Raw genomic sequence first — 22,387 nt, forward strand, 5'->3', positions numbered from 1 at the left:
GCCACCGCCGAGCGGTGGTCTCACACCGCGACCCGCCGCCGGGGCAACCGGTGGCGCAGCTGCGCCAGCGGCGGGCGCTCCTCGATCGACACGTCGCTGACCACGATCTCCCGGTCCAGGTTGGGCAGTACGTCCGAACCGCCGCGCCGGAACTGGGTCAGCAGCGCGGCCGGCGCGCTGCCCGGCGCCGCCCAGCCCCGCCGCTGCAACCGGGACCACGCGGTGAGCATGATCTGGGCGGACATCCGTCCCAGCGCGGCGGTGTCCTGGTGCCGGTGCTTGCGTTCGCCGAGGTCAACCTGGGCCAGCGCGTCGAGCCCGACCAGCTCCAGCAGGTCGATGAGCATGGCCGTCTCGACGCCGTACCCGGAGACGAACGGCACCCGCTCCAGCACGTCGCGGCGGCCCGCGTACTCGCCGGCGAGCGGCTGCACGAAACCGGCCAGCTCCGGCCAGAAGAGGTTGAGCAGCGGCCGGGCCATCAGCTCGGTCACCCGGCCGCCACCGTCGGCCTCCACGCTGGTCGTCCCGACCAGGGGCCGGTGGTAGAAGCCCTTGACGAAGTCGACCGACGGGTCGGTCAGCAGCGGGCCGATCAGCCCGGTGACGAAGTGCGGCCGGAACTCGCGCAGGTCGGCGTCGACGAATGCGACCACGTCGCCCTCAGCCGCCGCCAGCCCGGCCCAGAGCGCGTCGCCCTTGCCGGTGAGCCGGGGCAGCCCCCGGGTCATCGCGTCCTGGCTGACCACCTCGGCGCCGGCCGCCCGGGCCACCTGGGCGGTCCGGTCGGTGGAGCGCGAGTCCACCACGATCAGCTCGTCCACCAGGGGGACACGGTCCACCAGGTGTTCGCGGATCGTCGACACGATCGCGCCGACGGTGGCCTCCTCGTTGCGGGCCGGCAGCACCACGCTGACCCGGCTGTCCCCCTTGGCCCGCAGCAGCCGCCGCGCCGGCCAGTCCTCGGCCGACGTGGTCCGGTAGGTGGCCCAGGCCTCCACCACAGGTGAGACGATCGACTCTGTTTCCCGCACGGGCACACCCCCAGGTCGTGGCGGAAACGCGGGCTTTCCAGATTTCCCGGTACGCCGCCCGCGCTAACCGGATCATGCCTAACAGCCTGGGCACGGCCGACGCACCGCCCGGTTCCCCGCGCGTGAACGTTTGATTGCGCAATCCCCCGGGGAGAGCTGACAACAGGTTCGTGAGTCGCGGCGAGAGGGTCGAGTGATGCGCACGTGCCGGGTGGGACTGGTAGGGGCCGGTGGGGTGGCGCAACGCCACGCCCGGGTGCTGACGGGATTCGAGGACGCGGAACTGCTCGGGGTGACCGACGTCGACCCGGCTGCGGCGGAGGCGCTCGCGGGGGCGCACGGGGCCCGGACCTTCCGGGACGCGGACGAACTGCTCGCCGCCGGCCCGGACGCCGTGTACGTCTGTGTGCCGCCGTTCGCGCACGGTCCGGTCGAGGAGGCGGTGATCGCCGCCGGCGTACCCATGTTCGTGGAGAAGCCGGTGGCCGTGGACCTGAAGACCGCCGAGCGGGTCGCCGCGCTGGTGGCGCAGCGCGGCCTGCTCACCGGGGTCGGGCACCACTGGCGGTACCTGCACGTCGTCGAGGAGGCCCGGCAACTGCTGGCCGGCCGTCCGGTGCGGATGGTCAACGGGACCTGGCTGGACAAGGTCCCGCCGGTCGCCTGGTGGGCCCGGCGGGAGCGGTCCGGCGGCCCGGTGGTCGAGCAGGCCGCGCACGTGTTGGACCTGATCCGGCTGCTGGTCGGGGAGGTGACCGAGGTGACCGCGTACGGCGACGGCGCCCCGCCGCCGGTGGAGGGCGCCGACATCGACTCGGTCACCGCCGCCACCCTGCGCTTCACCTCCGGGGCGGTGGGCACCCTCGCCGCCGCCTGCGTGCTCACCTGGAAGCACCGCGCCGGCCTGGAGATCCTCGCCGACGGGCTGGCGCTCGGGCTGGCCGAGGACGGCCTGACCGTCCGCGACGCCGACGGCGAGCGGCACCTGCCCGCCGACCCGGACGGTGCCCGGGTGGCCGTCGACCGGGCCTTCGTCGACGCCGTCCGGGGGATCGGGGACGACGTCCGGGTCCCGTACGCCGAGGCGATGCGCACCCAGCGGCTCGCCCTGGCGGTGGCCGAGTCGGCCCGGAGCGGGCGCAGCGTGGCGCTGCCCACCGGTCCGGCCGCCCGGCTCACCCCGGCCGTGGCCGACACCGCGCCTACCGGGGCGGTGACCGCCGATGCGTGACCGGGTGGTGGTGGTCGCCGGGCCGGGCCGGGTCGAGCTGGTCGAGCAGGACGCCGGCGACCTGCGCGAGGGGACCTTCCGGGTGGAGACGCTCTACAGCGGGGTCTCCGCCGGCACCGAACTGAGCTACGTCAAGGGCACCAACCCGTATCTCAACGTCACCTGGAACGCCGACCTGGGCCTGTTCCAGCCCGGGGAGGCCAGCACGCCGTACCCGGTGACCCGGCTCGGGTACATGCAGGTCGGCCGGGTGGTGGAGAGCCGTACCCCGGCCGCGGCGGTGGGCACGGTGGGCGCGATGACCTACGGGCACCGCAGCGGTCACCTCGCCGACCCGCTCGCCGAGCGGTTCGTCGCGCTCCCCGACGATCTGGACCCGCTGCTCGGCGTGTACGTCGCGCACATGGGCCCGATCTGCGCCAACGGTCTGCTGCACGCCGCCGCCGACCTGTACGGCGCGGACGTGCGCTCGCTCGGCGACGGCGTGCGGGGCCGCCGGGTGGCGGTGGTCGGCAGCGGGGTGGTCGCACTGCTCACCGCGCTGCTCGCCCGGCGCCACGGGGCGGCCTCGGTGGTGGTCGTCGACCCCACCCCGGCCCGGCGCGGGATCGCCACGGCGCTCGGTTTGGAGACCCTGGACCCGGGGTCGGGCGACCCGGCCGTGGTGCTGAAGACCCGGTGGCAGCACGCCGCAGGCGACCGCGGCGCCGACGTGGTCTTCCAGTGCCGCGGCCAGTCCTGGGCGCTCCAGCTCGCGCTGCGCCTGCTGCGCCCCCAGGGCACCGTCATCGACCTGGCCTTCTATCAGGCGGGCGCGGACGCGGTCCGGTTCGGCGAGGAGTTCCACCACAACGGCCTGTCGCTGCGCTGCGCCCAGATCGGCCGGGTGCCGCGCGGGCTCGCCCCCACCTGGGACCGGGAGCGGCTCTCCGCGGAGACGGTCGAGCTGCTGCGCCAGTACGGCGACCTGATCCGCAAGCACCTGGTGACGGCGGTGGTGCCTCTCGACGAGGCCCCGACCGTGCTGACCGAGCTGGCCGAGCGCCGCCGGTCCGAGCTCCAGGTGGTGCTGACCGGCTGAGCCCGGGCCGCGGGCGGTCGGGAACTACGCTGCGCCCATGACCATCGGTGTCGCCCGTCGACCGGAACCGGGCCGCCCGCCCGGGCTGACCGCTCTGCTGCCGTACCTGCGCGCCCACCGGGGCACCCTCGCCGTGGTGGGCGCGCTCTCGCTGGCCGGCGCGGCGGCGTCCCTGGCCCAGCCCCTGCTCACCCGGCTGGTGCTCGACCGGATCACCGCGGCCCGTCCGACCGCCGCCCTGGTCGTCGGCCTGGTCACGCTGGTGGTGGCCGGCGCCCTGCTCGGCGGGATCCGCGACTACCTGCTCCAGCGCACCGCCGAGGGGCTGGTCCTCGGCACCCGCCGGCGGCTCGCCGGGCACCTTCTGCGGCTGCCGATCGCCGAGTACGACCGGCGCCGTACCGGAGACCTGCTCTCCCGGGTCGGCGCGGACACCACGCTGCTGCGGGCGGTGGTGACCTCCGGCCTGTTCGAGACCGTCACCGGGGCCGTCATGGTGCTGGGCGCCGGCACCGCCATGGTGCTGCTGGACCCGCTGCTGTTCGGGGTGACCCTGGCCGCCGTCGCGGTCGGCGTCGGCTTCGCCCTCACCGTCGCGCGGCGGGTGCGCGGCCTGGCCCGGCAGGCCCAGGAGCGCGTCGGCGAGATGACCTCCGCGGTGGAGCGGGCGATCTCCGCCGCGCGCACCATCCGGGCGAGCCGGGCCGAGCGGCGGGAGGCCGCGACGGTGGTGGACAGCGCCGCCGAGGCGTACGCGGCGGGGCTGCGGGTCGCCCGGGCGCAGGCGGTGGTCGGTCCGGCGAGCACGGTCACCATCCAGGGCGCGTTCCTGCTGGTCCTGGCGGTCGGCGGCGCCCGGGTGGCGGCCGGCGCGATCACCGTGGGCGACCTGGTGGCGTTCGTGATGTTCCTGTTCTTCCTGGTGCTTCCGCTCGGCCAGGCCGTGCACGCGTACACCCAGTTGCAGAGCGGGCTCGGCGCGTTGGCCCGGATCGAGGAGATCCTCGCCGTACCGGACGAGGGGGCGGCGGACCGCCCGGGTCCGGCGGCGCTCCGCCCGGCCGGCACGGGACCGGCGGCCGTCGAGTTCGACCGGGTCGGCTTCGGCTATCCGGGTGGTCCGCCGGTGCTGCGCGGGGTGAGCTTCACGGTCCCGGCCGGCACCCGCACCGCCCTCGTCGGCCCCTCTGGCGCCGGGAAGTCGACGCTGCTCGCCCTCGTCGAACGTTTCTACGAGGTCACCGAGGGTGCGCTGCGGGTCGACGGGACCGACGTCCGCGACCTGCCGCGCGACGCGCTGCGGGCCCGGCTCGGCTACGTCGAGCAGGAGGCGCCGGTGCTCGCCGGCACCCTGCGCGACAACCTGCTGATCACCGCCCCGGATGCCTCCGACGACCGGCTGCGCGCCGTCCTCGACGAGGTCAACCTCGGTCACCTGGCCGAGCGGACCCCGCAGGGGTTGGACGTCCAGGTCGGCGAGGGTGGGGTGCTGCTCTCCGGCGGTGAGCGCCAGCGGCTGGCCATCGCCCGGGCGTTGCTGGCGGGGCCGCCGGTGCTGCTGCTCGACGAGCCGACCAGCAACCTCGACGCCCGCAACGAGGCGGCGCTGCGCCGGGCCATCGACGCGGTCGCGGTCCGGCGCACCCTGCTCATCGTGGCCCACCGCCTCTCCACCGTGGTGGACGCCGACCAGATCGTCGTCCTCGACGCCGGCCGGGTGGTCGCCGTCGGCACCCACGAGGAGTTGACCTCGACCAGTCCGCTCTACCGCGAGCTGGCCACCCACCAGCTCCTCGTCAGCTGACCGGACGGGTCGGCCCTGACCTGCGGAAACGCGCACGAACTCGGACACCGTGAAGCCCCTGCGCCGGTCGGGGGTCACAATCGGCTGCGGTTCGCGTACCGTTGCCGCTCATGGGTGTGTCGCAACGGTTCAAGAGCAGGTTCCGGCGGTTCCTCCAGCGCCCGGGAACGACGGTCGACCTGGCCCCGCTGGAGAAGCTGCTGCCGGCCATCGAGGCCCGCGAGGCGGAGCTGGAGAAGCTCTCCGACGCGGAGCTGACCGAGGCCGCCGGGCAGGCCGAGGGGTACGAGGAGATCTGCGCGATCGGCCGCGAGGCGGCCCGCCGCGGCCTCGACCAGCGGCCGTACGACGTCCAGCTGCTCGGCGCGATGGCGCTGCTCTCCGGCAAGGTCGCCGAGATGGCCACCGGCGAGGGCAAGACGCTCACCGCGACCGTCGCCGCGTACGGGCACGTCCGGATGGGCAACGGTCCGGTCCACGTGCTCACCGTCAACGACTATCTGGCCCGCCGCGACGCCGAGTGGATGGGCTCGGTCTACGCCCTGCTCGGGCTCACCGTCGGCTGGGTCAACGAGGCCAGCACGCCCGAGGAGCGCAAGGCCGCGTACGCCTGCGACGTCACCTACGTGTCGGTCAGCGAGGCCGGCTTCGACTTCCTGCGCGACCAGCTCGTCACCGACCTCGACGACCGCGTCCAGCCGGCGCTGAAGACCGCGATCGTGGACGAGGCCGACTCGATCCTGATCGACGAGGCCCGGGTGCCGATGGTGCTCGCCGGCGCGGTGCCGGGCGAGCAGGACCCGGTGCACGCCGCCGCCGCGCTGGTGCGGGGCCTGCGTAAGGAGAAGCACTACACCATCGCCGAGGACGGCCGCAGCGTCGCCTTCACCTCGACCGGGCTGGCCACCGTCGAGGCCAAGCTCGGCGGCATCGACCTGTACGACGAGGAGCATGTCGGGCAGCTCTCCGCGGTGAACGTGGCGCTGCACGCGCATGCCCTGCTGCACCGGGACGTGGACTACATCGTCCGGGACAACTCGGTCGAGTTGATCGACGAGATGCGCGGCCGGGTGGCCCAGCGCCGCCGCTGGCCGGACGGGCTGCAGGCCGCCGTCGAGGCGAAGGAGGGCCTGGACGCCACCGCCGAGGGTGAGGTACTGGGCACGATCACCGTCCAGGCGTACATCGCGCTCTACCCGACCGTCTGCGGCATGACCGCCACCGCGGTGCTCGTCGGCGACCAGCTCCGTGAGTTCTTCGGCCTCGAGGTGGCGGTGATTCCGCCGAACACCCCCTGCGTCCGCGAGGACGAACCGGACCGGATCTACGCCACCCGGGCCGAGAAGGAGGAGGCGCTGATCGACGAGATCCGGCGCTGCCACGAGGCCGGCCGGCCGGTGCTGGTCGGCACCCTGGACGTGAAGGAGTCCGAGGGCCTCGCCGCCGGGCTGCACGCGGCCGGCGTGAACTGCGTCGTCCTCAACGCCAAGAACGACGACGAGGAGGCGGCGATCATCGCCGAGGCCGGCGCGTACGGCGCGGTGACCGTCTCCACCCAGATGGCCGGCCGGGGCGTCGACATCCGCCTCGGCGGCAGCGACCAGACCGACCGGGATCGGGTCGCCGAGCTGGGCGGCCTGTACGTGATCGGCAGCGGTCGGCACGACAGCCGCCGGGTCGACGACCAGCTGCGCGGTCGGGCCGGGCGGCAGGGCGACCCGGGTGGCTCGGTGTTCTTCGTCAGCCTGGAGGACGACCTGGTCGTCCGGCACGCCGGCGACACCGTTCCGGCGTCGCCGCGGATGAACGCCGACGGCCTGGTCACCGACCCGCAGGTCGACTACGCGGTGGAGCACGCCCAGCGGGTCGCCGAGGGCGTCAACCACGAGATCCACCGCAACACCTGGCGGTACAGCCAGGTGATCGAGCAGCAGCGCAAGGCGCTCGCCGAGCGGCGGGAGCGGCTGCTGACCAGCGACATCGCGGCGTTGATGCTGCTGGAGCGGGTGCCCGACAAGGCCGGCGAGATGGACGAGGACCTGCTCGCCGAGGTGGCCTGCAAGATCGCCCTCTACCACCTGGACCGGCTCTGGGCCGAGCACCTGGCCGAGCTCTCCGAGGTGCGCGAGGGCGTGCACCTGCGGGCGCTGGGCCGCCTCGACCCGCTGGACGAGTTCCACCGCAGCGCCGTCCCGGCGTTCAACGCGCTGATCCCCGAGATTGAGACGCGGACCATCGCCACGTTCGAGGAGACGGAGTTCGCCGACGGCTGGGAGCCGGACGCGGCGAAGCTGGTCCGGCCGAACGCCACCTGGACGTACCTGGTGCACGACAACCCGTTCGGTTCGGAGCTGGACCGGCTGATCGCCTCGGTGGGGCGACGGCTCATCTCCGGGTCCCGCTGACCCTGCGCGAGGGGTCCCTTCCGGCGCGCTTGACGCACCGGAAGGGACCCCTTTGCGCGGTTTCGGAGCCGGTTTGGGAGGGTAGTAGGCCGGGGCTTCGAGTCAGGGAGAGAAGAGCGGATGCGACAGGCAATGGCGCCGGACGGGGACACCGCGTGGCCGTACGCAGGGGTGGCGGGGACCGTGGCCCGGTGAGCGTCGACATCCCGGAACCCATGATCGACACCCTCGGGGTGCTGGAGACCGCCGCTCTGCTGCGCGAACTGACCGCCGGCCTGATCGGGGTCACCGACTTCGACGAGGCGCTGGGCCAGCTGGTCCGGATCGCCCGGGACGCCGTTCCCGAGGTGGAAAGCTGCGGCTTCACCGCGCTGCGGGCCGGCGAGCCGGCCGGCGTCGCCGCCTCCGACCCGGGCCGGGCCGAGCTGGACGACCTCCGGTACGGCCCGGACACGCCGGCGCTGGCCGCGATCCGGCGTCGCGAGATGATCAGCGCAACCGACCTGGACCGCGAGTCGCGCTGGCCGGTCTGGACGGAACGCGCCCGCGCGCTGGGCGTGCACGGGGTGATCTCCGCGCCGGTCGACGTGGACGAGCAGGTGATCGGCGCGATCAACCTGTACGCGGGCGGCGCCGCCGGGCTCACCACCCGGCACCAGCTCACCGCGATGCTCCTCGCCGAGCACGCCGGCCTGCTGCTGGCCGCGGTACGGGACCGGCAGCGGCAGGCGGCCCAGGCCGACCAGCTCGACTCGGCGCTGCTGGAGGAGGGGGTCGTGGGCCAGGCCGTCGGTGTGATCATGACCCAGCGCGGCTGCCCCGCGCCGGAAGCCCTAGCGGTGCTCCGCAGCGCCGCCTCCTCGTTGGACATACCGCTGCGCGAGGTCGCCGAACGGCTGGTGCGTACGGTCTCCCGGCCCCGGGACAACTGAGCGACAGTCGTTTCGCCCCGGTGGGGCTCGGGTAGCACCCTGGACTGGTGAACTGTTCCAAGCTGGGGAGGTACCCATGGAGAGCCGACTGCGGGTGCAGGGGAACCCCATCCAACCGATGCTGGTGACGTTTCCGTTCGGACTCTTCGTCTGCGCCGCCGTGTTCGACCTGGCCGACGTCGCCGGCGGCCCGGCCTTCTTCGGTGAGGTCGGGTACTGGACGGCCGTCGCCGCCCTGGTCGCCGCCGCGCTGGCCACCGTCGCCGGGATGGTCGACCTCTGGGACGTGCGCGCCGGCGGGTTCCGCCGCACCGCCGTCATGTTCAACCTGGCCAACGCCGCGATGGCGGCGCTCTTCCTGCTCAGCTGCCTGATGCGGGCGCACGCGCCGCAGCGCGGCGCGACCGGTCTCGAGCTCGCCGTCGAGCTGCTCGCGCTGGCCACCGGGTCGGTCGGGGTGTGGCTGGGCGCCCGGCTGATGCGCCAGCTCGACCGGGGCCGGGCCGCCGAACCGAGCGGCTTCGAGGCGTTCGGCGACATTCCCGGCGCCACCGTGGAGATCAGCCGCCCGCCCGCCTGAGCGTCCCGAGCGATCCCCCATCCGGTCATCCGGGCCCGGGCCGCCGCCGCCCTGGCCCGGGCGCGGACGGCCGGCTGATTCCGCCCGGGTCCCAAAATCATGTTGCCGCCGCCGGCGTGTGTCGGCAGGCTTGCCGGGATGAGCGCCGACGACGACTTCGCGGACCTGCTCGCCGAGGGGGCTGCGGCGCGGGTCGACGGCTGGGACTTTTCCTGGCTCGCCGGGCGGGCCGACGAGGAACGCCCCCCGTGGGGGTACGCCCGTCTCATGGCCGGCCGGATGGCCGCCGCCGATGCCGCGCTGGACATCGACACCGGCGGGGGAGAGGTGCTGGCCGAGGTCCCCACCCCGCCGCGACTGCTGGTCGCCACCGAGGCCTGGCCGCCGAACGTGGCCGTCGCCCGGCGGACGCTGCGCCGGGTCGGCGCGACCGTCGTGCAGGTGGCGGAGCGGCCACCGCTGCCGTTCCGGAACGCCTCGTTCGACCTGGTGGTCAGCCGGCATCCGGTGGACACCTGGTGGGGCGAGATCGCTCGGGTGCTGCGCCCCGGCGGCAGCTACCTGTCGCAGCAGATCGGCGCCGGCACGGTACGCGAACTGAGCGAGGCCATCCTCGGCCCGCTCCCGCCGCCCACCGCCCGCCACCCCGAGCAGGCGGTCGCCGCCGCCGAGGCCGCCGGGCTCACCGTGGTCGACCTGCGTACGGCCACCCTGCGGACGGTCTTCCACGACGTCGCCGCGGTGGTGTGGTTCCTGCGGAAGGTGATCTGGACCGTCCCCGGCTTCACCGTCGACCGTTACCGCCCCGAACTGCGCCGCCTGCACGACCGCATCCGCTCCGAGGGCCCCTTCGTCGCCCACGCCCAGCGCTTCCTCGTCGAGGCCCGCCGGCCCTGACCGGGCGGCGGCGCTCAGTGGGCGGCGGCGTGGTGGGCGGCGAGCACGTCCGCGCCGAAGTCGCTGGCCGGGCGGCGCAGCACGGTGTGCGCGTGGTTGCCGTCGTCGGTGGTGTTGTCGTACTCGATCAGCAGGTCGTCGCCCTGGATGCGGTAGTAGTGCCGCTGGCCCGGGCGGGTCGGGCCGGCCCAGGCGAAGTGCAGCTCCCCGCCGTCGAGCCGGCCGGCCTCGCGGGCGGCCAGCTCCGGCGGGAGCCGGTCCAGGTAGAGCGCGACGAGCTGGTCGAGCAGCGCCCGGCCGGTCGGGGTGAGCCGGTCCCGAGGCACGCCGAGCGGGTCCAGCCGGCCCGGCGCCGTGGCCCGGGTGGCGCTGATGATGTCGGCCGGCGCCTCCTCGGCGACGATCGCCGCGCTGCGTCCCGCCGGTCCGAGCGCGTCGAGCAGCTCCCGGGCCAGATCCTCCTCGGGCCCGAGGGGCCGGGAGACCGGGCGGCCGGCGTGCCGGACGGTGGCCGGGTTGGCGCCGAGGAAGATCGGTGCGGGGGAGACCTGGTCGTCGACCACCGTCATGCTCACCGACAGGTGGTGTCCCTCGAACCGCCAGCCCCACCGGTCGTCGCGTGCCGGGTCGCCGAAGACCGCCACCCAGTAGTCCCCGCTGTGCCGGCCGCGCCGCCAGCGCTCCGCCCGGTCCAGCACCTCCTCCAACGCCACGACCGTCATCGCCTGGGCGTACGCGGCCGGGCTGAGGGCGGTGGCGAGCAGCCGGTGCGCGGCCTTTCGTGCGGTGACGTCCAGGTCGGCGAGGCTGACCCCGGGCCGCGGCAGGGGACGGTACTCCAGCCACCGCCGGGCGGCGTCGTCGTCGAAGCCGTGCCGGACCCGCTGCCGGGCCGGCCCGTCGAGCGCCGCCAGCAGCGCGCCGGCCGCCGCCCGCATCTGTTCGGGTACGGGATCCTCCACCGCCCCTGTATACCGTCCGCGTGCCCGGCGCGGGCGGCACCGCCCATGCCGATCTTGGAGAGTTGCCGCACATCGCGGGTGGCGACCGTCCGGGATCTCCGGACGGTTGAGGGGACCCGCGGGGGTTCCGCCTGGTAGCTTGCCGAGCCGGCACGGGAGGTGTGGATGGACGATCGGGTGTACGTCGGCAAGGCGGCCGTGGACGGGGCGACCGACGCGGGCTGGCTGCTCGGCCACTTCAAGCCGCCCGGGGACGTCCGGCACAGCACCGAGGTCGAGGTGAAGTGGGGGGTGCACCCGCCGGGAGAGGCCCGGTCCCGCTGGGCGACCGGCGAGCAGCGTACCGCCCTGCTGGTGTTGATCAGCGGCGCCTTCCGGATCGAGCTGCCGGACCGCACCGTGGTGCTGCGGGAGACCGGCGACTACGTGGTCTGGGGCCGGGGCGTGGACCACTCCTGGTACGCCGAACGCGAGTCGGTCGTGCTGACCGTGCGCTGGCCCTCGCTGCCCGGCTACCGGGCGGACCCGCCGGTGCTCCGCTGACCGTGCCGGGCCCGGCACCGGCCACTGTGAACCGGGCGGGGACCCCCCGTAACGGGTCATCTCGCCGCTCTGCTGTAATCATCTGGCCTCGTACGCAGAGCAAGCATTCGGCTCCGATGTGTTCGTCAATTGTCACATTCATGCAACGCAGCCGCCCCTTGACCCTCGCACAGGCGCCGGGAAGCATCGATGAAGCGGCGTCCCGGGCCGTGGGGAGATACCCGGACCAGCCAAGGAGGACCATGTCGGTCAGCCCCGCCTCGTCGCGCGCCGGATGGCATACGTCCCAACCCGCGGTCCCCGGTCGTCCTCCCGGTGGGCAGCGCCGCCCCGCGAACACGGCCACACCCGTGCTCACCGTGACCCTCAACATCCCGCTCGCCTGCGAGGAGTCGCTGACCCCGGCCGCCCGCCGGCTCCTGGAGGCCGCCCGTGAGCTGCTGGAACGCGGTGACGCCGTGATCTCCGGCGGCGCCGGCGCGGTCGAGCGCCGTCCCGACCCGGTGCCGGCCGGGCGGCCCCCGGGCCGACCGCTCGCCCCGACCATCCCGACCCTGCACATCCTGGCCGCGTCCCGGTCGGTGCTGCGCGACAGCGAGCCGCTGCCGCTCACCCGACTGGAGTTCGACCTGTTGCTGCACCTGGTCGCCCACCCCCGCCGGGTGTTCACCCGGCTGCAGCTGCTCAACGCGGTCTGGGGGTACGAGCACGCCGGCGTCCGCACCGTCGACGTGCACGTGCGCCGGCTGCGCGGCAAGGTCGGGGTGGACGTCCCGCTGGTCACCACCGTCTACGGCGTCGGCTACCGCCTCGCCGACGACGCCCGCGTCACCATCGACCGCACCGGCTGAACCCGGGCCCGGCCACCCCCGCCGACTCCGACCGGACGGAGCCCCGACCGCCCGGCCGATCTTGTGGTGGCCGCCCCGACCGGCCGGGCAGGATGGTCGGATGCGCGTCCGTCCGATCACTCCCGAGCTCCTCGTCACCGAGTTGGCCGACCTGCTCGCCGGCACCGCCGGGCCGGGCCGGCTGCGGGTGGCCGTCGACGGCCCACCGGCCGCGGAGCCGGACGTCCTCGCCGCAGCCCTGGTCGACCCGCTGCGCGCCGCCGGCCGCCAGGTGCTGCACGTGCGCGCGGCGGACTTCCTCCGCCCCGCGTCGGTGCGGCTGGAACACGGCCGGACCAATCCGGACGCCTACTACGAGGGCTGGGTCGACGAGGCCGGCCTGCGCCGCGAGGTGCTCGACCCGGCCGGGCCCGACGGCTCCGGTCGGCTGCTGCCGTCGCTCTGGGACGCCGCCGCCGACCGGGCCAGCCGAGCCGGCTACGTCGAGCTGCCGCCCGGCGGGGTGGTACTGGTCAGCGGCGCGTTGCTGCTCGGCGGTGGCCTGCCGTTCGACTTCACCGTGCACCTGGTGCTCTCCCCGGCCGCCCTGGACCGTCGCACCGAACCCGGGCAGCGCTGGACCCTGCCGGCGTTCGCCCGGTATGCCGACGAGGTCGCCCCGGCCTCGTTCGCCGACATCGTGATCCGCGCCGACGACCCCCGCCACCCCGCCCTCGTCGAGCCCACCTGACCCGCGCCCGGTGCGGTCGATGTTGAGGCCGGCCGCGCCGATGGAGATCGACTCCGCCGTCAACCTCATGATCGCCGCAGGTGGGGACGGGGTGGGACGGAAAGGGACGCAGCGGTCGGCGCAGGCGGGGACGAACGGCGAGAAAGAACCCAGGGAGCTCCGGTTTGATCCGCGGCGGGGGTGGGTAATCGCCCGGCTCACAGAGCACGGGTGATCTCACTCGGGCATCCCATCGGACCACGTCCGGGGCGTTCGCGCCCCGGACCGGCATGAGGCCCCAGGAAAGGCAGGCAGCGATGCTCGTCCACGACACGGTAGCCACGGGCCGCTCCCAGGCGGAGGTCGACCGGATCCGGCAGTCCCTGCAGTCGCGGTACGACGAGCTGACCGCGGAGTACGAGCAGGCCGAGCAGCAGAGCCAGGTGCTGCGGCTGGTCGAGATCGGGGACACGGCCGGCGACGACCAGGCCGACAGCGGCACCAAGACCGCCGAGCGGGACACCGCGCAGTCCCTGCTGCGCAGCATCCTGGACCGGCGTGCCCAGTTCGAGCACGCGCTCGCCCGGCTCGAGGAGGGCACCTACGGCTTCTGCGAGGGCTGCTCCGCGCCCATCCCGGTGGAGCGGCTGGAGATCTTCCCCTCCGCCACCTCCTGCGTGGCCTGTAAGCAGACCCGGGAGCGGCGGGCGGCCTGAGCCTCGCCGGGGTTGCCGGTCGGTCCCGCCCGCGGTGGACTCACCAGATGGGTGAGATCAAGGTGGGCACCGCCTCCTGGACCGACCGGACCCTGCTCGACTCCGGCTGGTACCCGCAGACCGCGGACACCCCGGAGAAGCGGCTGGCCTACTACGCGCGCCAGTTCCCCCTGGTCGAGGTGGACGCCACCTACTACTCGCCGCCCGCCGAGCGGACGGCGCGGCTGTGGGTCGACCGCACCCCGGCCGGCTTCACCTTCAACGTCAAGGCGTTCAGCCTGCTGACCGGTCATCCGACCCGGGTCGCGTCGCTCTACAAGGACCTCCGCCCGGAGACCGAGAAGAAGAACCTCTACCCGGACGACCTGCCGCCGCAGGCGTACGAGGAGGTCTGGACCCGCTTCCTGTCCGCCCTCGACCCGCTGGTCGAGGCGGGCAAGCTGGGCGCGATCCTGTTCCAGTTCCCGCCCTGGTTCACCATCAAGCGGGACAACAAGCAGTACCTGCTCGAGGTGGCGCGGCGGTGCGACCCGCTGCGCCCGGTCTTCGAACTCCGGCACGCCTCCTGGTTCGCCGGCGACAACGCCGAGGAGACCCTGACCTTCCTGCGCCGACACGAGCTGCCGTTCGTCTGCGTCGACATGCCGCAGGGGCACAAGTCATCGGTGCCTCCGGTGCTGGCGGCCACCGCGGACCTCGCGGTGGTCCGCTTCCACGGGCACAGCGACAAGTGGACCAGCAAGGACATCCACGAGAAGTTCGGCTACGACTACTCCGACCGGGAGCTGCGCGACTGGGCGCCGAAGCTGCGCGAGCTGGCCGGCGAGGCCGAGCAGACGCACGTGCTCATGAACAACTGCTACCGCGACCACGCCCAGCGCAACGGGCAGCGCCTGCGGGAACTCCTCGGGGTCGACTGAGCTCCGATTCACCCCTTCGGGGTGACGCCGGCTCACCCCACCTGCGGCGAGTCTGGGCGGTGTGTGCGGTCCGTCGACCGACGCGACCGCGAGGCCGACAGGAGGTGGGCCATGACGGTGCGGGTCGTAGCGGATCGACGCCGCGGCGGGGTGCTGCACGTGGTCGGAAGGTCCGACTCTTCCCGGCGCGGTGGACGGCCCGGTCGGTTCAGCCCGACCCGGCTCTGGCGGGGGCCCAGTGGGCCGCCGCGCCGCACCGACGACCGACGCTGGGAAACCGACGCACGGGGGTGGGCAGATGGCTGAGCAGATGATTTCCGCGTTCGAGTCCTCGCTGGACAAGACGAACGTGATGCTCAAGGAGATCGAGGCGGCGTACGGCTGGCCGAAGGAGCAGCGCAACCAGTCCTATGCGGCGTTGCGCACCGTGTTGCACCTGCTGCGGGACCGGATGCCGGTGGCGCAGAGCGTCGAGTTCGCCCAGCAGTTGCCGGTGCTGCTGCGGGGCGTCTACTTCGACGGCTGGCAGCCGGAGAACGTGCCGGTCAAGCTGAACCGCGACGACTTCCTCTACGAGGTCCGGCAGGGCTTCCCGTACGACGTGGAGGGCGGTACCCAACAGGTGGTGCAGGTGGTGCTGGACACCCTGCGCCGGCACGTGACCCAGGGCGAGTGGGAGGACGTCAAGTCGGCGATGCCGCAGGACCTGGGTCAGATGATTTCCTGACCGGACGCGTCCCGGCCTGCCCCGCCGCACCGGTGGGGCGGGCCGTCGGCGTCCGGGTGACCGTCAGCCCGGCCCTGCGGGCCAGCCCGGCGAAGGCGGTCGCGTCGATGACCGCCGCGCCGCCGGGGTCGTTGTTGAAGTACACGTACGCCGGCTCGTCGGCGGGGAACGCGGCGGCCAGCCGGCGCACCCAGCCGGCCAGTGCGGTGCGCCCGTAGCGCGGCCACGGCCGCGCGCCGCCCTCGTGCAGCCGCAGGTAACCGAAGTCGGTGGTCCGCCACGGTGGGGCGACCGGGCGGCTGAGCCGGTCCGCCCAGACCAGCGCGGCGCCGCGGCGCTCCAGGACCCGACGTACCTCGTCGGTCCACCAGGTGGGGTGTCGGGGCTCGACCGCCACCCGCACTTCGGCGGGAAAGCGTCGCAACGTCGCGTCCAGCGCGTCCGGATCGGCCCGCAGGTTCGGCGGGAGTTGCACCAGCACCGGTCCGAGCCGGACGCCCAGCCCCGTCGCCCGGTCGAGGAAGCGGCCCACCGGCTCGGCCGGGTCCCGCAGCCGCTTGACGTGGGTGAGGTAGCGGCTCATCTTCACCGCCACGCAGAAGTCGGCGGGGGTCCGGTCCCGCCAGGCGACGAAGGTGTCGCGCTCGGGCAGTCGGTAGAACGCGTTGTTCACCTCCACGGTGGCGAACCGCGCGGCGTAGTGCTCCAGCCAGAGCCGCTGCGGCAGCCCCGGCGGGTAGAAGCGGTCCCGCCAGTCCCGGTACTGCCAGCCGGAGGTGCCGACCAGGAGCATCGCCGCCGCCTAGCCGAGCCGGAAGACCTCGAACGCGGCGCCGTACCGCACGCCGAGGCGCGTGCCGGCCGGCCGGGCCGGCCCTTCGAGGAACTCCTCCGCGCCGACGCCGCCGTCGCCGAGCCCGCGGGCCACCACGGCCAGCGCCCGCCGCCTGTCCTCGGCCAGCGGCGTCAACGGCTCCGGTTGCGCCATGACCACCTCCCTCCTCGCATCCTGGCACCGGTCGGGGCCGTCCGCCCGTCGGGCCGCGAGTGCCCGGAGCCCGGAGGCCGTCATCCCTCCACAGGAGTTACCTGCCGTAACGAGTGACTGACGGCGCGGCCCTGCGAACCGTCCGTGTCGCCGGGTTCCGGCGTCTACGGTGTGGTTAGAGAAGATCGCGCGTGGGGTACCACCCGCTGCACGAAGGACCCCGACGTACGACGGGGCGGCACACCCGAGGGAGCACCCATGGCACTCAACGATGACGACATGCAGACCACCGGCGGCGGCGGCCTGGAGGGCCCGGCCGACGGTGGGGCGACCCCGGGCCAGCAGGACGGCGGGGCCGACGGCGGTGCGGACCGTGGCGCCGAGCGCGGCGCGGACCAGGGTGCCGACCGTGGCGCCGAGGGCCCGGCCGACGGTGGCGCGACCCCGGGCCAGCAGGACGGTGGCGCGGACGGCGGCGCCGAGGGCCCGGCCGACGGTGGCGCGAGCCCCGGCCAGCGCGACGGCGGTGCCGACGGCAGCGCCCGCTGACCCGACGCCATGACGTACCTCGACCCGCCGGGCGGCCACGGCCGTCCGGCGGTTCCGCTTTCCGCGACCGATGCCCTGGCCCGCTGCGTGGCGGTTGATCCGGCCAAGTTCGCCGCCGACCACTGGGGGCGCAGCCCACTGCTGTCCCGGGCCGCCGAGCTGCCCAACCCGGCCGGATTCACCGACCTGCTCAGCCTGGCCGATGCCGACGAGCTGCTCAGCCGGCGCGGCCTGCGTACCCCGTTCCTGCGGGTGGCGAAGGACGGCCAGTTGGTGCCGGCGGCGCGGTACACCGGCGGTGGCGGCGCGGGCGCCGAGATCGACGACCAGGTCCTCGACGAGAAGGTCCTGGCGCTGTACGCCGACGGCGCGACCCTGGTTTTGCAGGGCCTGCACCGGACCTGGCCGGCGTTGGTCGACCTCGCCCGGGAGCTGGGCACCGTCCTGGCCCAGCCGTTGCAGGTCAACGCCTATCTGACCCCGGCCGGCAGTCAGGGTTTCGCCACCCACTACGACACCCACGACGTCTTCGTTCTCCAGGTCGACGGCCGCAAGCACTGGCGGATCCACCCGCCGGTGCTGCCCGACCCGCTGGAGAAGCAGCCCTGGGGCGGCCGGGCCGACGAGGTCTCGGCCGTCGCCGAGGGGCGGCCCGCGCTGGACGTGGTGCTCGAACCGGGCGACGCGCTCTACCTGCCCCGCGGCTGGCTGCACAGCGCGCAGGCGCAGGAGTCCAGCTCGCTGCACCTGACCGTGGGCATCCGGGCGCTGACCCGGTACGCCCTGGTCGAGGAGTTGCTGGCGCTCGCCGCCGAGGACCCCAGGTTGCGTGCCGGGCTGCCCTTCGGGGTCGACGTAGCCGACCCGGACGCCATCGAGTCGGAGCTGACCGAGACGGTGGAGGCGCTGCGCGACTGGCTGCTGCGGGCCGACCCGGCCGCGGTGGCCGCCCGGTTGCGCGGGCGGGCCTGGCCGGCCGCCCGGCCGGCGCCGATCCGCCCGCTCGCCCAGGCCGCCGCCCTGGCCGCGCTCGGCCCGGACAGCCGGGTCGCGGTCCGGGCCGGACTGCGCTGGCAGCTCACCGGAACCGGGGACGGGAAGGTGGCGCTGCGCCTCTTCGACCGCACCATCACGCTGCCGGGGACCTGCGAGCCGGCGCTGCGGGCCGTGCTCACCGGCGAGGTCACCCGGGTCGGTGACCTGCCCGGCCTGGACGACGACGCGGACCGTCTGGTGCTGGCTCGGCGCCTGCTCAGGGAGGCCGTGCTCACCCCGCCCTGACCTGTGTGATGGAGGCGAGGCGGATGCAGGTGGCGGTGTGCGGTCCGGCGCGGGCCACGCCAGCGGAGCTGGCGCACGCCCGGCGGGTCGGGGAACTGCTGGCCGAGCGCGGGATCACCGTGCTCTGCGGCGGAGGTGGCGGGGTGATGGCCGCCGTCGCCGCCGGCGCCCGCGCCCGCGACGGCCTGGTCATCGGGGTGCGCCCCGACGACGGCACCGACCCCGGCCGCGCCGAGGTGTCGGCTTACCTGGTCACGAACATGGGACAGGCCCGCAACGCGATCCTGGTGTGGAGCGCGGACGCGGTGATCGCCGTCGGCGGATCCTGGGGCACGCTCAGCGAGGTGGCCCTGGCCCTGCGCCGGGGCGGCATACCGGTGGTGGTGCTCGGTGGTTGGCGGATTGTCGACGCCGACGGCCATTCGGTGCCCGGCCCGGTCCACGTCGACACCCCCGCGGAGGCGGTCCGCGCCGCCGTCGCGACCCTGGCGTGATCGACTCGCGTTGCGGCAATCCGCGCTCTCCTGAAGTGGCGAGAGCGCGGATTGCCGCACGTCGAGTGGATCAGCCGGTGGACGCCCGGTGCGCGGCGGCGAGGCGCTTCGGGGCGCGGGCGTACCACGCCTCGGTGATCAGCTCGGTCAGCTCGGGCACGCCGATCCGGTCCAGCCGGACCAGCACCGCCGGGTACCCGTCGAAGTGCGGAATGGTGAAGTAGAGCGCCGGGTCGTCGGCGAGCAGCGCCTCCTTCGCGCCCAGGTCGGGCACCCGCGCGCCGAGCACCGGGCCGTCCGGGACGGCGTCGCCCAGGGCCGCCCGGTCGCCCGCGCGCAGCGGCCGGTCCCAGACGAAGAGCTTGTCGCACACCCGCCAGGCGGGCAGGTCGTCGTGGCTGCCCCGCTCGGTGGTCTCCGGCAGGGCGAGCGCGATCCGGCGTACGTCGTCCCAGGTGGCCATGGGCCGACCATACGCCGCTCCACCGACTGGATCGTCCCGAATGGATCTTGCCAAGGTGGCGGGTGCGGGCCGTCGCCGAGCGGCACGACCGGCACCTGGACCGGCTCGCGGAGCGGTGCGAGGTCACCGTGAGCTCGACAGACGCGCCTCACGCCGCGGTGGGGACCGCCGGCTCCGGCGCCGGACGGTCCGACCGTGACCGGGCCAGCAGCAGCGGCCCGACCGTGAGCACCAGGCAGGCCACCGCCATCACCAGCAGCGCCGGGGTCAACTCCAGCAGCGCCACCGACCAGCCGCCGAGCAGCGCCCCCACCGGCAGGCCGAGGAACGCCACCGAACCCGCGATGCCCAGCACCCGGGTCTGCAACGACTCCGGCACCCGCTCGTAGAGGGCCGCGCCGAGCAGCGGGTTCACCGCCGCGATCGCGATACCGGACAGGAAGGTCACGCCGAGCACCACGGCGAGGTGGTCGCTGAGGGCGAGCGCCAGCAGCCGGGGCGCGCCGCTGAGGGTCAGGCCCAGGGCGAAGGTGAGCCGGCGGGGCAGGCGCGTGCCAGCCACGGTGAAGAGCAGGTTGCCCAGCAGCGCCCCGCCGGAGAAGGCACCCAGCAGCAGGCCGAAACCGGCCGGGTCGCCGAGCACCCGGTCGACCCAGAGCGGGATCCACACGGCGACGCTGGCGTTGGCGAACATGTTCGACACCGAGACCACCACCAGCATGGTCAGCAGCACCCGGTCGGTACGCAGGTGGCCGAACCCGCCGCGCAGCGCGCGCAGGTAGCTCTCCCGGGGGGCAGGGTGCGTGGGCGCGGGCGGGCGGACCAGCGCGCCGATCAGCAGCGCGCAGACCGCGAACGTGGCCGCGTCGATCCAGATCGCCCGGGTCACCCCGACCCAGTCGATGAGCAGCCCGCCGAGCACCGCGCCGAACAGCGTCATGCCCCGGGTCAGCCCGTCGTAGGCGGAGGTGAGCCGGATCAGCGGCACCCCCGCCCGCTCGGCGGCCGGCTTGAACAGCACGTGCTTGACCCGGTCGCCGATGCCGCGCAGCCCGCCGGCCACCGCCACCAGGCCCAGCAGGGCGCCGAACCCGAGCCAGGGGGCCAGCGCCACCACCGCCATCGCCGCCGCGCTGGCCGCGTCCACCGCGACCGCCGTACGGCGCACCCCGAACCGGTCCGCCCACGGGGTGGCGAGGGCGCTGGAGAGCATGTACGGCAGCGTCTCGGCCGCCGCGACCAGGCCCATCCGGGTCGGGCTGCCGGTGGTCTGCAGCACCAGCCACGGGATCGCCACCACGGAGATCCGGGTGCCCAGGTTGGACAGCAGGTCCGCGCCGACCAGGGTGTAGAGCTCCCGGCGCGGGGTCATGCCGGGGCCTGCCCGGTGTACGGCTCCCGGCGGGGGGTCACGCCGAACTCCCGATCACGGTTCCCACCGACTCCGTGTCGGCCGGGTGGGCGGCCGCGTACCGGGCCCGCAGGGCGCGTTTGTCCACCTTGGCCGAGCGGTTCAGGGGCAACGCGTCGACGAACTCCACCCCGCCGGGTGCCCAGGTGTCGCTCAGCTCCCGGGTCACCAGCGCGATCAGCTCCGCCCCGGTCACCGCCGCGCCCGGCGCCGGCACCACGTACGCGTACGGCAGCTCCCCGGCCACCGGGTCCGGTACGCCGATCACGGCGGCGGCGCGTACCTCGGGGTGGGCGGCGAGCACGTCCTCGATCGGGCGGGAGTAGATCGGCCAGCTCCGCTGCCGAGTGAGGATCCGGTCCTGGAGCCGGTCGACCAGGTAGAGGTAGCCGTCGTCGTCCAGGTGGCCGATGTCGCGGGTGCGTACCCAGCCGTCGACCAGCGTCTCGGCGGTCAGCTCGGGCTGGCCGTGGTAGCCGGCGAAGCTGAGCTTCGTGCGGACCCACACCTCGCCGTCCGCGCCGGCCGGCAGCACCCGGCGCTCACCGTCGCGGATCTCCACCGTCACGTCCCCGTACGGCCGGCCGCAGGAGCGCAGCCGCTCCGGATGCTCCGGGTCCTCGGTCAGCCCGGGCAGCGCGCAGATCACCACCGCCTCGCTGAGCCCGTAGACGATGCGCAGGCACGGGCCGAAGCGGGCGATCGCCTGGCGCAGCCGGGCCGGTGCGGCGGGGCCGGCGCCCACGTTGAACATGAACATGGCGGAGAAGTCGGCCCCCTCCAGGGCCGGGTGGTCGAGCACCTCGTAGAGCATCGGCGGGGTGACGAAGGTGGAGGTGAGCCGCTCGGCGTCCACGGTCCGGATGAACGCCGCCGGGTCCCACCGCTCACGCAGGAACAGCACCCCGCCGGTGAACAGGTTGAACAGGGTGGTGATCTGTCCGCTGGCCAGCCACATCGGCGAGTGTGACAGGTGCCGCAGCAGCGGAAAGCCGGCCGCCCGGAAGTCTGCGGCCAGGGCCAGGATCTGCTGGTAGAAGCTCTCCCGGTGGTGCACCAGCTTGGGCGTGCCGGTGGTCCCGCTGGTCTGCAGGAACGACTCCGGCGCGGGCACCGCGTCGGGCAGCTCCGGCGGCTCGCCGCCGGCCACGGTGAGGTCCGGGCCCGCGCCGCCCGGGCCGAGGCAGAGCACCGGTACACCGGGCAGCCCGGCGGCGATCTCCGGTCCGACCGAGTCGCCGTCCCGGGCGTCGTGGACGAAGGCGTCCGGGCGCGCGAGGGCGACGAACTCGTCGACCTCCCGGCGGGAGGTCACCGGGGCGACCCACATGGTCCGGCAGCCCAGCAGGTGCAGGGCGAGCTGGAGCAGCGGGCCCTCGACCGCGTTGCCGAGCATCACCAGCACCGCGTCGCCGGGGCGTACGCCGTGTCGCAGCAGCGCGCCGGCCAGGCCGCGTACCTCGGCGGCGACCTCCCGGTAGGTCAGCCGTCGGCCGCCGCCCACCAGCGCCTCCCGGTCGCCGAAGCCGGCGAACAGATCGAGCGCGCGGTGCACGTAGGACGTCGGTCGGTCGGCGCCGTGAGTCATCGCAGTGCCCCCATCGTGATCGGCCGACAGGCCCGGCGGGGATCCGCCCGCAGGCCGCCGAGGACAGCGTCCGGGCAGGTCAGAGCCAGGACGCGACGACAGGTGCCAGGGTCGGCGACCGCACCGCCGCCGGTTCGAGCGTAGGCACCCGGCGTCGGGGTGGGACAGAGCCGAACGGCGTCCGCCGGCACCCCGAGGACATTTGATCATGTCGATCAGGT

At 74.3% G+C, this 22,387-nt stretch carries 23 protein-coding genes; 16 read left to right on the plus strand and 7 right to left on the minus strand.

The window, feature by feature from the left end:
- Window positions 1-20: 20 nt before the first annotated feature.
- Window positions 21-1,001, minus strand: coding sequence for a glucosyl-3-phosphoglycerate synthase (locus ACL02O_RS12630; RefSeq protein ID WP_412818243.1), 981 nt, complete (start codon window positions 999-1,001; stop codon window positions 21-23).
- A gap of 229 nt (window positions 1,002-1,230) precedes the next feature.
- On the opposite strand from ACL02O_RS12630, the gene ACL02O_RS12635 reads away from it, so the two are divergent.
- The 7 genes from ACL02O_RS12635 (at window position 1,231) to ACL02O_RS12665 (ending at window position 9,964) form a co-directional block, all read left to right on the plus strand.
- A complete protein-coding gene (locus ACL02O_RS12635; protein WP_412818216.1) occupies window positions 1,231-2,265 on the plus strand; it encodes a Gfo/Idh/MocA family protein in 1,035 nt (344 codons plus the stop codon).
- Window positions 2,258-3,346 (plus strand): zinc-binding dehydrogenase, encoded by a 1,089-nt coding sequence (locus ACL02O_RS12640; RefSeq protein WP_412818217.1) that lies wholly within the window; start codon window positions 2,258-2,260, stop codon window positions 3,344-3,346. Before ACL02O_RS12635 ends, ACL02O_RS12640 begins: the two co-directional genes overlap by 8 nt.
- 37 nt (window positions 3,347-3,383) lie before the next feature.
- The gene (locus ACL02O_RS12645) at window positions 3,384-5,150 is read left to right on the plus strand and encodes an ABC transporter ATP-binding protein (protein WP_412818218.1); all 1,767 of its coding nucleotides are present in this window, start codon (window positions 3,384-3,386) and stop codon (window positions 5,148-5,150) included.
- 110 nt (window positions 5,151-5,260) lie between these two features.
- Complete coding sequence (secA2, locus tag ACL02O_RS12650) at window positions 5,261-7,555, plus strand: accessory Sec system translocase SecA2 (protein WP_412818219.1); 2,295 nt, start codon at window positions 5,261-5,263, stop codon at window positions 7,553-7,555.
- 215 nt (window positions 7,556-7,770) lie between these two features.
- A complete protein-coding gene (locus ACL02O_RS12655) occupies window positions 7,771-8,487 on the plus strand; it encodes a GAF and ANTAR domain-containing protein (protein ID WP_412818244.1) in 717 nt (238 codons plus the stop codon).
- 76 nt (window positions 8,488-8,563) lie between these two features.
- Entirely contained in the window at window positions 8,564-9,067 is a 504-nt protein-coding gene (locus ACL02O_RS12660; RefSeq protein ID WP_412818220.1) for a DUF2231 domain-containing protein, read from the plus strand.
- A 138-nt stretch (window positions 9,068-9,205) separates the two neighbouring features.
- Complete coding sequence (locus ACL02O_RS12665; RefSeq protein ID WP_412818221.1) at window positions 9,206-9,964, plus strand: class I SAM-dependent methyltransferase; 759 nt, start codon at window positions 9,206-9,208, stop codon at window positions 9,962-9,964.
- A gap of 14 nt (window positions 9,965-9,978) precedes the next feature.
- Here ACL02O_RS12665 and ACL02O_RS12670 read toward each other — a convergent pair whose 3' ends face one another.
- Window positions 9,979-10,902 carry a DUF3500 domain-containing protein gene (locus ACL02O_RS12670; protein ID WP_412818245.1) on the minus strand — a complete coding sequence of 308 codons (924 nt, stop codon included), beginning with the start codon at window positions 10,900-10,902 and terminating at the stop codon, window positions 9,979-9,981.
- A 189-nt stretch (window positions 10,903-11,091) separates the two neighbouring features.
- On the opposite strand from ACL02O_RS12670, the gene ACL02O_RS12675 reads away from it, so the two are divergent.
- The 6 genes from ACL02O_RS12675 to ACL02O_RS12700 all read left to right on the plus strand — a co-directional run bounded on the left by ACL02O_RS12675 (window position 11,092) and on the right by ACL02O_RS12700 (window position 15,392).
- Window positions 11,092-11,469, plus strand: coding sequence for a cupin domain-containing protein (locus ACL02O_RS12675; RefSeq protein ID WP_412818222.1), 378 nt, complete (start codon window positions 11,092-11,094; stop codon window positions 11,467-11,469).
- A 242-nt stretch (window positions 11,470-11,711) separates the two neighbouring features.
- Window positions 11,712-12,320: a winged helix-turn-helix domain-containing protein gene (locus ACL02O_RS12680; RefSeq protein WP_412818223.1), complete on the plus strand. Its 609-nt coding sequence runs from the start codon at window positions 11,712-11,714 to the stop codon at window positions 12,318-12,320.
- 100 nt (window positions 12,321-12,420) lie between these two features.
- Window positions 12,421-13,050, plus strand: a complete 630-nt coding sequence (locus ACL02O_RS12685) for a nucleoside/nucleotide kinase family protein (RefSeq protein WP_412818224.1) — start codon at window positions 12,421-12,423, stop codon at window positions 13,048-13,050.
- A gap of 296 nt (window positions 13,051-13,346) precedes the next feature.
- On the plus strand, window positions 13,347-13,745 hold the full coding sequence (locus tag ACL02O_RS12690; protein WP_412818225.1) for a TraR/DksA family transcriptional regulator: 399 nt from the start codon (window positions 13,347-13,349) through the stop codon (window positions 13,743-13,745).
- Between the two features lie 47 nt (window positions 13,746-13,792).
- Window positions 13,793-14,665 (plus strand): DUF72 domain-containing protein, encoded by an 873-nt coding sequence (locus ACL02O_RS12695; protein ID WP_412818226.1) that lies wholly within the window; start codon window positions 13,793-13,795, stop codon window positions 14,663-14,665.
- Between the two features lie 298 nt (window positions 14,666-14,963).
- A complete protein-coding gene (locus tag ACL02O_RS12700; RefSeq protein WP_412818227.1) occupies window positions 14,964-15,392 on the plus strand; it encodes a DUF2267 domain-containing protein in 429 nt (142 codons plus the stop codon).
- On the opposite strand, the gene ACL02O_RS12705 is transcribed toward ACL02O_RS12700, so the two are convergent.
- Entirely contained in the window at window positions 15,349-16,185 is an 837-nt protein-coding gene (locus ACL02O_RS12705) for a DUF72 domain-containing protein (RefSeq protein WP_412818228.1), read from the minus strand. The two genes, ACL02O_RS12700 and ACL02O_RS12705, sit on opposite strands and share 44 nt — an antisense overlap.
- Window positions 16,186-16,194: 9 nt before the next feature.
- Window positions 16,195-16,380 (minus strand): hypothetical protein, encoded by a 186-nt coding sequence (locus ACL02O_RS12710; protein WP_412818229.1) that lies wholly within the window; start codon window positions 16,378-16,380, stop codon window positions 16,195-16,197.
- Window positions 16,381-16,638: 258 nt separating this feature from the next.
- Between ACL02O_RS12710 and ACL02O_RS12715 the strand changes: the two genes are divergently transcribed.
- From ACL02O_RS12715 to ACL02O_RS12725, 3 genes are read left to right on the plus strand one after another with little or no spacing between them, the layout of a single operon-like run.
- Window positions 16,639-16,929: a hypothetical protein gene (locus ACL02O_RS12715; protein ID WP_412818230.1), complete on the plus strand. Its 291-nt coding sequence runs from the start codon at window positions 16,639-16,641 to the stop codon at window positions 16,927-16,929.
- A 9-nt stretch (window positions 16,930-16,938) separates the two neighbouring features.
- The gene (locus ACL02O_RS12720) at window positions 16,939-18,210 is read left to right on the plus strand and encodes a cupin domain-containing protein (RefSeq protein WP_412818231.1); all 1,272 of its coding nucleotides are present in this window, start codon (window positions 16,939-16,941) and stop codon (window positions 18,208-18,210) included.
- A 23-nt stretch (window positions 18,211-18,233) separates the two neighbouring features.
- Window positions 18,234-18,704 (plus strand): SLOG cluster 4 domain-containing protein, encoded by a 471-nt coding sequence (locus tag ACL02O_RS12725; RefSeq protein ID WP_412818232.1) that lies wholly within the window; start codon window positions 18,234-18,236, stop codon window positions 18,702-18,704.
- 70 nt (window positions 18,705-18,774) lie between these two features.
- Here ACL02O_RS12725 and ACL02O_RS12730 read toward each other — a convergent pair whose 3' ends face one another.
- The 3 genes from ACL02O_RS12730 to ACL02O_RS12740 all read right to left on the minus strand — a co-directional run bounded on the left by ACL02O_RS12730 (window position 18,775) and on the right by ACL02O_RS12740 (window position 22,166).
- Window positions 18,775-19,167, minus strand: coding sequence for an MmcQ/YjbR family DNA-binding protein (locus ACL02O_RS12730; protein ID WP_412818233.1), 393 nt, complete (start codon window positions 19,165-19,167; stop codon window positions 18,775-18,777).
- A gap of 148 nt (window positions 19,168-19,315) precedes the next feature.
- Window positions 19,316-20,539, minus strand: a complete 1,224-nt coding sequence (locus ACL02O_RS12735) for an MFS transporter (protein WP_412818234.1) — start codon at window positions 20,537-20,539, stop codon at window positions 19,316-19,318.
- Between the two features lie 37 nt (window positions 20,540-20,576).
- The gene (locus tag ACL02O_RS12740) at window positions 20,577-22,166 is read right to left on the minus strand and encodes a class I adenylate-forming enzyme family protein (RefSeq protein WP_412818235.1); all 1,590 of its coding nucleotides are present in this window, start codon (window positions 22,164-22,166) and stop codon (window positions 20,577-20,579) included.
- Between the last annotated feature and the right edge of the window lie 221 nt (window positions 22,167-22,387).

The organism is Micromonospora mangrovicola (assembly GCF_047200535.1).
GTDB lineage: Bacteria > Actinomycetota > Actinomycetes > Mycobacteriales > Micromonosporaceae > Micromonospora.